This is a genomic window from Rhodanobacter soli (assembly GCF_039523495.1).
Lineage (GTDB): Bacteria > Pseudomonadota > Gammaproteobacteria > Xanthomonadales > Rhodanobacteraceae > Rhodanobacter > Rhodanobacter soli.
In genome coordinates this window covers 2368458-2376953 of sequence record NZ_BAAAFK010000001.1, presented here as the reverse complement: position 1 = coordinate 2376953, position 8496 = coordinate 2368458, and the positions used below count along the sequence as shown (strand labels likewise).

The 8496-nt window shown below is 67.9% G+C and carries 7 protein-coding genes and 1 pseudogene; 3 read left to right on the top strand and 5 right to left on the bottom strand.

The features are described from left to right. Positions 1-47: 47 nt before the first annotated feature. Positions 48-830 (bottom strand): enoyl-CoA hydratase-related protein, encoded by a 783-nt coding sequence (locus ABD024_RS10845; protein WP_343852469.1) that lies wholly within the window; start codon positions 828-830, stop codon positions 48-50. Between the two features lie 166 nt (positions 831-996). On the opposite strand from ABD024_RS10845, the gene bamJ reads away from it, so the two are divergent. The 3 genes and pseudogenes from bamJ (at position 997) to ABD024_RS10830 (ending at position 3389) form a co-directional block, all read left to right on the top strand. Continuing rightward, positions 997-1719 (top strand): BamJ family beta-barrel-assembly machinery protein, encoded by a 723-nt coding sequence (gene bamJ, locus ABD024_RS10840; RefSeq protein WP_343852467.1) that lies wholly within the window; start codon positions 997-999, stop codon positions 1717-1719. 40 nt (positions 1720-1759) lie between these two features. Continuing rightward, a pseudogene (locus ABD024_RS10835) lies at positions 1760-2541 on the top strand (NUDIX hydrolase). Continuing rightward, on the top strand, positions 2538-3389 hold the full coding sequence (locus ABD024_RS10830; protein WP_343852465.1) for a sulfurtransferase: 852 nt from the start codon (positions 2538-2540) through the stop codon (positions 3387-3389). The pseudogene ABD024_RS10835 and the gene ABD024_RS10830 overlap by 4 nt, the downstream one beginning before the upstream one ends. 105 nt (positions 3390-3494) lie before the next feature. Here ABD024_RS10830 and ABD024_RS10825 read toward each other — a convergent pair whose 3' ends face one another. From ABD024_RS10825 to uvrA, 4 genes are all read right to left on the bottom strand, one after another. Then, the gene (locus tag ABD024_RS10825) at positions 3495-4253 is read right to left on the bottom strand and encodes an enoyl-CoA hydratase/isomerase family protein (RefSeq protein ID WP_343852463.1); all 759 of its coding nucleotides are present in this window, start codon (positions 4251-4253) and stop codon (positions 3495-3497) included. Positions 4254-4271: 18 nt separating this feature from the next. Further along, positions 4272-5735: a DUF4139 domain-containing protein gene (locus ABD024_RS10820; RefSeq protein ID WP_343852461.1), complete on the bottom strand. Its 1464-nt coding sequence runs from the start codon at positions 5733-5735 to the stop codon at positions 4272-4274. Positions 5736-5840: 105 nt separating this feature from the next. After that, complete coding sequence (locus ABD024_RS10815; RefSeq protein ID WP_343852459.1) at positions 5841-6314, bottom strand: acyl-CoA thioesterase; 474 nt, start codon at positions 6312-6314, stop codon at positions 5841-5843. Then, positions 6311-8496, bottom strand: a 2186-nt coding sequence (gene uvrA, locus ABD024_RS10810; protein WP_343852457.1) for an excinuclease ABC subunit UvrA, incomplete at its 5' end; no start/stop codon positions are given. The genes ABD024_RS10815 and uvrA, both read right to left, overlap by 4 nt.

Sequence of the window (8496 nt, the reverse complement as noted above, 5' to 3'; positions counted from 1 at the left end):
CCTTTCCGATACACCCAAGAGCATCGCCCGCCAGCGGGCTCCTACGGTCAGCGTCCCTTGAACTCGGCCTTGCGCTTTTCCAGGAATGCCGTGGTGCCTTCGCGCATGTCCTCGGTGGAGAACGCCAGCGCAAAACCCTGCGTCTCGAACTCCAGACCCTGGTCGATCGCGGTCTCACCGCCTTGCAGCACGGCGTCGAGGATGCCGGCGGCGGCCAGCGGCGCGGCCGCGGCAAGCTGGTCAGCCAGCGTGTTCACGGCTTCGTCCAGCGCGTCGGGTGCGACCACGCGATTGACGATGCCCAGCTCGTACGCACGCTGCGCGTTGATCGGCGCGCCGGTCAGGCACAGCTCCAGCGCCGCGCCGCGGCCGGCCAGGCGCAGCAGACGCTGGGTGCCGCCGAAGCCGGGGATCAGGCCGAGGTTGATTTCCGGCTGACCGAACTTCGCCCTCTCGCTGGCCACGCGCAAGTGGCAGGCCATCGCCAGCTCCATGCCGCCGCCGAGCGCGAAGCCCTGGATGCGCGCGATCACCGGCTTGCCGAGCCGCTCGATCGACGTCATCAGACGCTGGCCGGCGCGCGAGAAGCCCTGCGCCTGCACCGGCGTGTAACCGTTCATCTCGGCGATGTCGGCGCCGGCGACGAACGCCTTCTCGCCGGCGCCGGTCAACACCACCACGCGCACGGCGTCGTCCTGCGCGGCCTGCGCGAACACCAGGCCCAGTTCGTTGAGGGTGTCGCGGTTCAGCGCGTTGAGCTTGTCCGGACGGTTGACGACGATCGTGCGCACTGCGCCGCGGTTGCCGATTTCCAGGTTGCGATAGGCCATGAGTGGTTCCCGATCAGTGCAAAAACGCGATGGTAGCAGCGGGAACCTTTGCCGCCGCGGGGTTTCTCAAGCCACGGGTGTCAGCGCTGCACGAATCGCGCGAACCGCTTAGGATGAACCGTCAGGATCGACTGTCGCGATAGGGAAAGGCCCGGTGGAGAAAGGCATGACACATCTGCGTTGCAGGCTGCTCGGCGCAGTGCTGTTGCTGGGCGGCGTGGCGCATGCGCAGGGTGTCGCACAGGCGTCGGCGGCGAAGCCCGACAAGGCGAAGTTGTCGTACGCGATCGGCTACCAGATCGGCAGCCAGTTCGCCGACGGCAAGCCGGACGTGGAGATCCCGGTGCTGCTGCGGGCGATCCAGGATGCCTACGCCAGGCGACATCCCAGTGTGTCGATGCAGGACATGCATCAGCAATTGCAGCGGCTCGACCAGCAGATGCATGCCGAGGCGCTGGCCGAGTTCAACCGGATCGCCGCCCTCAATGCGCGCAAGAGCGCGCAATACATGGCGCAGAATCGGCGCCAGCCCGGCGTGGTGCAACTGCCGTCGGGCATCCAGTACGCGGTGCTGAGCAAGGGCAGCGGCAAGGCCAGCCCCACGGTGAGCAGCACGGTCACCGTGAACTACCGCGGCATGCTGGTGGACGGCACCGAGTTCGACAGCACCTGGGCGCATGGCGCACCGGTCAGCTTCACCGTCGACAAGGTGATCCGCGGCTGGCAGGACGTGATCCCGCGCATGCACGTGGGCGATCGCTGGAAGGTGGTGATTCCGCCGCAGCTGGCTTACGGCGAGACCGGCGCGCTGCCGCGAATTGGCCCGAACGAGGCGCTGGTGTTCGAGATCGAGCTGCTCGCGATCAAACCGGATGCAGGCAAGCCCTGAGAGTCGGTTCAAAGTCCCTGCGGTGGTAGCATGACGAAGCATGCCGAACGCCCCGATCCCCGCCGAAACCCTGCCATTGACGCCCTGCATCGGCACCTGCCGGCTGGATGCGCGTGGCTATTGCATCGGCTGCCAGCGCAACGGCGAGGAAATCGGCCGCTGGCGCACGATGAGCGATGCCGAACGGCTGCGCGTGATGCGCGACGTCCTGCCGTTGCGCAAGGCACCATGATCGACGAGCTGGTCAGCGCCCTGCGGCCGTTGTCGGCGCCGCCGACCGGTCCGGGCTGGAACCACGAGGACATGTCCCGCTTGCTCGGCAGCAGCCAGCGCTTGCCGGCTGCCGTGCTGGTGGGTTTTCGCGAAGGCGTGCAGCCGCGGCTGGTGCTTACCGTGCGCACCGACAACCTGCAGGCGCATGCCGGCCAGGTGGCCTTTCCCGGTGGGCGCAGCGACCCGGACGATGGCGATGCACTCGCTACCGCACTGCGCGAAAGCGAGGAGGAGATCGGTCTTGACCGTACGCTGGTGACACCGTTGGGCTATCTCGATCGCTTCGAAACGATCAGCGGCTACTGCATCACCCCGGTGGTGGCGAAGATTGCGGTCGAGGCGCAGCTGTATCCGGCGCCGGACGAGGTGGCCGAAGTGTTCGAGGTACCGCTGGCGTTCCTGCTGGAACCGGCCAACCTGCGCCGCTATACGATGGAATTTCGCGGCCACCAGCGCCCGATGGTGGAATTCGTCCACGGCGGCCATCGCATCTGGGGCGCCACCGCCGCGATGCTATACAACCTGTTGCAGAGGATGGGACGCACATGACGCTGAGGACCACCTTGATTGATGCGACGGAACTGGCTGCGCTGCCAGCGCACGCGGTGCTGATCGTGGATTGCCGCTTCGACATGACCGATCCGGCGAAGGGCGAGCGCGATTATCTGGACGGCCATATCCCCGGCGCCGTCCATGCCAGCCTCGACCGCGACCTGTCCGACCTGTCGCGCCAGGCCGAAGGCCTGGGCCGGCATCCGTTGCCGCTGGAGTCCGCGTTCAACGCGCTGTTGTCGTGTTGGGGCTGGCAGCCGGGCATGCAGGTAGTGAGCTACGACGCCGCTGGCGGCGCGCTGGCCGCGGCACGATTGTGGTGGCTGCTGCGCCTGGTCGGCGTACGTGAAGCGGCGGTGCTGGATGGCGGCTACGCTGCGTGGCTGGCAGCCGGCCTGCCGGTCGAATCCGGCGCGGCCGCTCCGCGGCCGGCCAGCAAGGTGTCATTGCGCTATGACGCGGACCAGGTGCTGCTCGATCATGCGGCGGTGCGCGACGGCGCGGCCGGCCAGTTGCTCGATGCGCGCGCCGCGCCCCGCTACCGCGGTGATGTCGAGCCGCTGGATCGGGTCGGCGGCCACGTGCCCGGCGCGCTGAACCGGCCGTTCGCCGACAACCTCGGCAGCGACGGCCGCTTCAAGCCGGCGGCGGAATTGCGCGATGAGTTCCTGGCGGTGCTCGGTGCGACGGCACCATCGCAGGTGGTGCACATGTGCGGCTCCGGCGTCACCGCCTGCCACAACCTGCTGGCAATGGAACATGCCGGCCTGCACGGTTCGCGGTTGTACGCGCCGTCGTGGAGCGGCTGGGTCAGCGACCCGGCGCGGCCGGTGGCGAAGGGCTGACCCGACTCTCGTAGGAGCCCGCTGGCGGGCGATGCTCCTTCTTCGGGTGTGGGTGTTCCAGAGCAGAAGCATCGCTCGCCAGCGGGCTCCTACGTCATGCTCGTTTCATTTCTTGTCCTTGAGCCGGGCGACCAACTGCTGCAGCACCGCCTGCGTCTGCGGGTGGAAGAACTCCTCGACGAAATCGTCCAGCGGCAGCGCGTCCAGATCGGCGTAGGCCGCGGCGAGGTCCGCGCGGGCCAGCGTGCGGGTGGCCAGCATCGCGTGCGGTGGCAGCGCGAGCAACTCGTCCAGCCAGCGGATGGCGCGGGTGATGACCTGATCGACGCCGGTGAGTTCGTCGACGAAACCGCAAGCCACTGCTTCGGCCGATTCGATCATCGCGCCGGCGACTAGCAGCCGTTCGGCGCGGTACGCGCCGACCACGCGGCGCAGCGCCAGCTGGATCGCCTCGGGCACGATCAGCCCGACCTGCACTTCATTGAGGCCGATCCGATACGGGCCTTCGGCCATCACCCGGTAATCGCAGAACAGCGCCAGTACCGCGCCGCCGGCCGGGCTGTGGCCGGTGATCGCCGCCACCAGCGGGATCGGTGCGTGCGCCAGGGTGGCGCACAGCGCGAAGAACTCGCGCCAGTATTCGCGCACGCCGGCGCGGTCGCGGCCGAGCAGGGCCGGTATGTCGACGCCGGCCGAGAACAGCCCCTGCGCGCCGGACAGCACGATGCCACGCACGCCGCCCTGCACGGCATCGTCGACGGCAGCGTGCAGCGCGCGCAGCAGCTCCAGATTCAGTGCGTTGACCGGCGGGCGGGCAAGCTGGATCTCGCGGATCCCGTTCTCGTGGTTGGCGATGTTGAGCATGGTGAACTCCAGTCGGAATTATTGTGGTTGTTCGTCGGCGGTCCAGCTGTAGCGCACCGCGTAGTCCAGCACGGCCTTGCCGTTGGCCGGCACTTCGATGCGGAACTCCAGCGTGTCCGGCGTCTGCTGACTGGGCTTGTTGCTGGATGAAATCAGTGTCCACTGCCGCCAGCGGCCGGGATGCTCGCGCACCGTCACCGTGCGTGCGCTGTCGCCGGCATTGCTGAGGCTGATGCGAAATGCCTCATCCAGCGTGCGGCCGGCCTTGTCCGTGCTGAAGCCGGTGCGTTCGCGTTCGGCGCGCAGGTCGAACGCGGTGCCGAGGGTGATGGTGGCATCGCTGCCTTTCGGGGTGTCGTCGATGCGGCCTTCGCCGACGAACTGCGGCGTGCCGTTTCTATCGGCGGTAAGTACGCGCAGGTAGCCGGCCGGCAGGCTGTCGAACGCTTTCAACTTCAGTGTGCTGACGATGGCGCTGCCGCCGCCCTGGTTGAAGTCGCGGCTGAGGATCGGCTGTTGCGGCTGGAAGCTGTTGCCGTTCTCGTACAGCGCAGTGCGCACGCAGTCCAGCGTGCGCGTGGCATACAGCGGTAGCTGGCTGACGCTGCCGTCGGGCAGCTCGAGCGCGGCGGGCAGGGTGTAGCTGCGGTAGTCGCCGAGGCTGTTCTGCTGCGGCATGTCGGCGCTCTCGGCCTTGGCGTTGAAACCGCGTGCCATCGTCATCATCGGCCGCGGCGCCGAGGCCTTGGCCATGTTCGGCTCGCCGGCGATTAGGGTGACCTGCGCATCGTGCCAGTCGCGGCCGCTGCGATTGGCGATGCTCGCGCGCGATTCGAACTGCATGCGGCAGGCCGTGCCGGGCTGCAGCGTCGCCACGTAGGCGGCGCGCCAGCCGAGGCCGGAGGTGGGATAGCTGAGCACGGCCCGGGCCTGGCCGGTGCGCGCGGCGTCCACACGCAAGCTGAGGCTGGAGCCGGTAGGGAAGTCGGCGCCGCTGCTGCGCACGCCCGCGTAGTGGATGATCAGGCTGGTGCGGCCGTTGCCGTCGCGCACCAGCAGGCCGTCGCCCGCACGCAGCAGGGTGCCGCTGGCGAGCGGCTCGCCATTGCTGCCGAGCACGTCCACGCTGCGGCCGACCAGGCCGGTCAGCGCCGCATCCGTACCCTGCGCCAGCAGCAGGCGCTGCGAGATCACCTTCGCGTTGCCGTCGGGGAATCCCAGCGCCAGCGCTTCGGGATCGAGGAAGGTCGGCAGGTCGCCGATCACCACGTCATGCGTGCCGGCAGCGAGCGTCAGCGAGCGTTGCTCGCGCACCACCGCATAACCGTCCCCGACATCGCCGCCGCCATGGCTGGCGTACAGCGTGGCGCTGTCGCTGCGATACAAGGTGAGCGCCGTGGTGTCGGCGGCGTACGCCGGCCGTGCGCCGGCCAGGGCAGCGATGCTGGCGAAGGCAAGGGCGGAGCGATGTGCTGTCGTCATGAGGCGCATTCCATCGGGTAATCGGATCGCCATCATAGCGACGGCATGTGCGTGCCGTGCGTCGATCCGGTTACCCGGTGCGATGACCTCGGCGCTGTGCGGCGCTCAGCCGTCCACGTGACCGGCAGCTGCCATGCGGATCGTCGTGGGCAGCGGCACCAGTTTGCCGGTCGCCGGGTTCACCCACACCATCACCACATGCCCGTCGCTGTACAGATGGTTCGCGTCATCCGCATCGACGATGCGATGGGCGATTGTCATCGAACTGTTGCCGAGCCTGGCGCAGCGCAACTCGACATGCAGCGAGGCGGGCCATTCGATCGGTCGCCGGTACTGCAGCTCGCTGGCGGCCAGCACCGGCATGGTGTCCTCGCTGAACCAGTCGCGCACATCCTGCAGCCACTGCAGCCGCGCCTCTTCGAGGTAGGTGAGGTAGTTGGAATTGTTGACGTGGTTGAAGGCGTCGAGGTCGCGCCAGCGCACGCCGATCGAGGCGACGAACAGCAGCTTGCCGGTTGCGGTTTCCGGCGCGGTGGCGCTCGCCGCGTCGACGACTGTGGTGGATTTGCGTGGACTCATGGACGCTTCTTCTTGCTGCCGCGCATCGGCTTGTACTTGTCGGCCGAGGCGATGTGCCTGGTGGCTGCCTTGACCCGCGTGGCGGCGCCCGGCTTTTTCGGCTTGGCCGGTTTCAGGTGCGGCGCGAGGAAATGGCCGGTGTGCGATTCGGGCGTGGCCGCCACGGTTTCCGGCGTGCCGGCGACCAGGATGCGGCCGCCGCCGGCGCCACCTTCGGGGCCGAGATCGACGATCCAGTCGGCGGTCTTGATCACGTCGAGGTTGTGTTCGATCACCACCACCGTGTTGCCCTGGTCGACCAGCTGGTGCAGCACGTCGAGCAACTGCTCGATGTCGTGGAAGTGCAGCCCGGTGGTCGGTTCGTCGAGGATGTACAGGGTGCGGCCGGTGTCGCGCTTGGACAGCTCCTTGGACAGTTTCACGCGCTGTGCCTCGCCGCCGGACAAAGTGGTCGCGCTCTGGCCGAGCTTGATGTAGTCGAGGCCGACCGCGCGCAACGTGTCGAGCTTGCGCGCGATGGTCGGCACGTTCTCGAACAGCTTCAGCGCGTCCTCCACCGTCATGTCGAGCACGTCGGCGATGGTGTGGCCCTTGTACAGGATCTCCAGCGTCTCGCGGTTGTAGCGCTTGCCGTGGCACACGTCGCAGGGCACGTAGACGTCGGGCAGGAAGTGCATCTCCACCTTGATCATGCCGTCGCCTTCGCACGCCTCGCAGCGGCCGCCGCGCACGTTGAAACTGAAACGGCCTGGCGTATAGCCGCGCGAACGCGCCTCGGGCACCTGCGCGAACATCTCGCGCAGCGGGGTGAACAGGCCGGTGTAGGTGGCCGGGTTCGAGCGCGGCGTGCGGCCGATCGGCGATTGGTCGATGTCGACCACCTTGTCGAACAGCTCCATGCCATCGACCGACTTGTACGGTGCCGATTGGGTGCCGGCACCGTTGAGTTCGGCCGCGGCAAGGCGGAACAGGGTGTCGTTGACCAGGGTCGACTTGCCCGAGCCGGACACGCCGGTGATGCAGGTGAACAAGCCGGCCGGAATCGCCAAGTCGACGTGCTTCAGGTTGTTGCCGCTGGCGCCCTTCAGGTGCAGCCACGCGTCGGCGTCGGCGGGCTGGCGGCGCACGGTGGGCACTTCGATCGCGCGCGCGCCGGACAGGAACTGGCCGGTGACCGAACGCGGCGAATCGAGCATGTCCTGCACCGTGCCCTGCGCCACGATCTCGCCGCCGTGCACGCCGGCGCCGGGGCCGATGTCGAGCACGTGGTCGGCCATGCGGATCGCGTCCTCGTCGTGCTCGACCACGATCACCGTGTTGCCCAGATCGCGCAGCCGCGTGAGCGTACCGAGCAGGCGCTCGTTGTCGCGCTGGTGCAGGCCGATCGAGGGTTCGTCCAGCACGTACATCACGCCGACCAGGCCGGCACCGATCTGCGAGGCGAGGCGGATGCGCTGCGCCTCGCCGCCGGACAGCGAGTCGGCCTGGCGGTCCAGAGTGAGGTAATTCAGGCCCACGTCGTTGAGGAAGGTCAGCCGCTCGCGGATCTCCTTGACGATCTTCACCGCGATCTCGCCACGCCAGCCGGGGAGCTTCAGTTCCTCGAAGAATGCCAGCGCGTCGTCGATCGAGCGTGCAGTGAGCGAGGGCAGCGCATGGTCGGCGACGAACACGTTGCGCGCCGAGCGGTTCAGTCGCTGGCCGTCGCAGGCAGGACAGGGCTGGTCGCTGATGTACTTGGCCAGTTCCTCGCGTATCGCGGCGGATTCGGTTTCCTTGTAGCGCCGCTCCAGGTTCGGCAGGATGCCCTCGAACGCATGCTCACGGGTCACCTTGCCGCCACGCTCGGTGATGTAGCGGAACGCGATCCTGTCCTTGCCACTGCCGTACAGGATGGCCTTCTGGACGTCCGCAGGGAGTTTCTGCCACGGCGTGTCCACATCGAAGCCGTAGTGTGCCGCCAGCGACAGGATCAGCTGGAAGTAATGCGCGTTGCGCCGGTCCCAGCCGCGCACCGCGCCGTTGGACAGCGGCAGCTCGGGATGGCCGACCACGCGCGCCGCATCGAATACCTGGGTCACGCCCAGGCCATCGCAGGACGGACAGGCGCCGACCGGCGAGTTGAACGAGAACAACCGCGGTTCCAGCTCGGGCAGCGAGTAGTCGCAGACCGGGCAGGAGT

Bases quoted from the DNA above. Each gene is read 5' to 3' on its own strand.
- ABD024_RS10845 (WP_343852469.1), bottom strand. From the start codon at position 830: ATGGCCTATCGCAACCTGGAAATCGGCAACCGCGGCGCAGTGCGCACG.
- bamJ (WP_343852467.1), top strand. From the start codon at position 997: ATGACACATCTGCGTTGCAGGCTGCTCGGCGCAGTGCTGTTGCTGGGC.
- ABD024_RS10830 (WP_343852465.1), top strand. From the start codon at position 2,538: ATGACGCTGAGGACCACCTTGATTGATGCGACGGAACTGGCTGCGCTG.
- ABD024_RS10825 (WP_343852463.1), bottom strand. From the start codon at position 4,253: ATGCTCAACATCGCCAACCACGAGAACGGGATCCGCGAGATCCAGCTT.
- ABD024_RS10820 (WP_343852461.1), bottom strand. From the start codon at position 5,735: ATGACGACAGCACATCGCTCCGCCCTTGCCTTCGCCAGCATCGCTGCC.
- ABD024_RS10815 (WP_343852459.1), bottom strand. From the start codon at position 6,314: ATGAGTCCACGCAAATCCACCACAGTCGTCGACGCGGCGAGCGCCACC.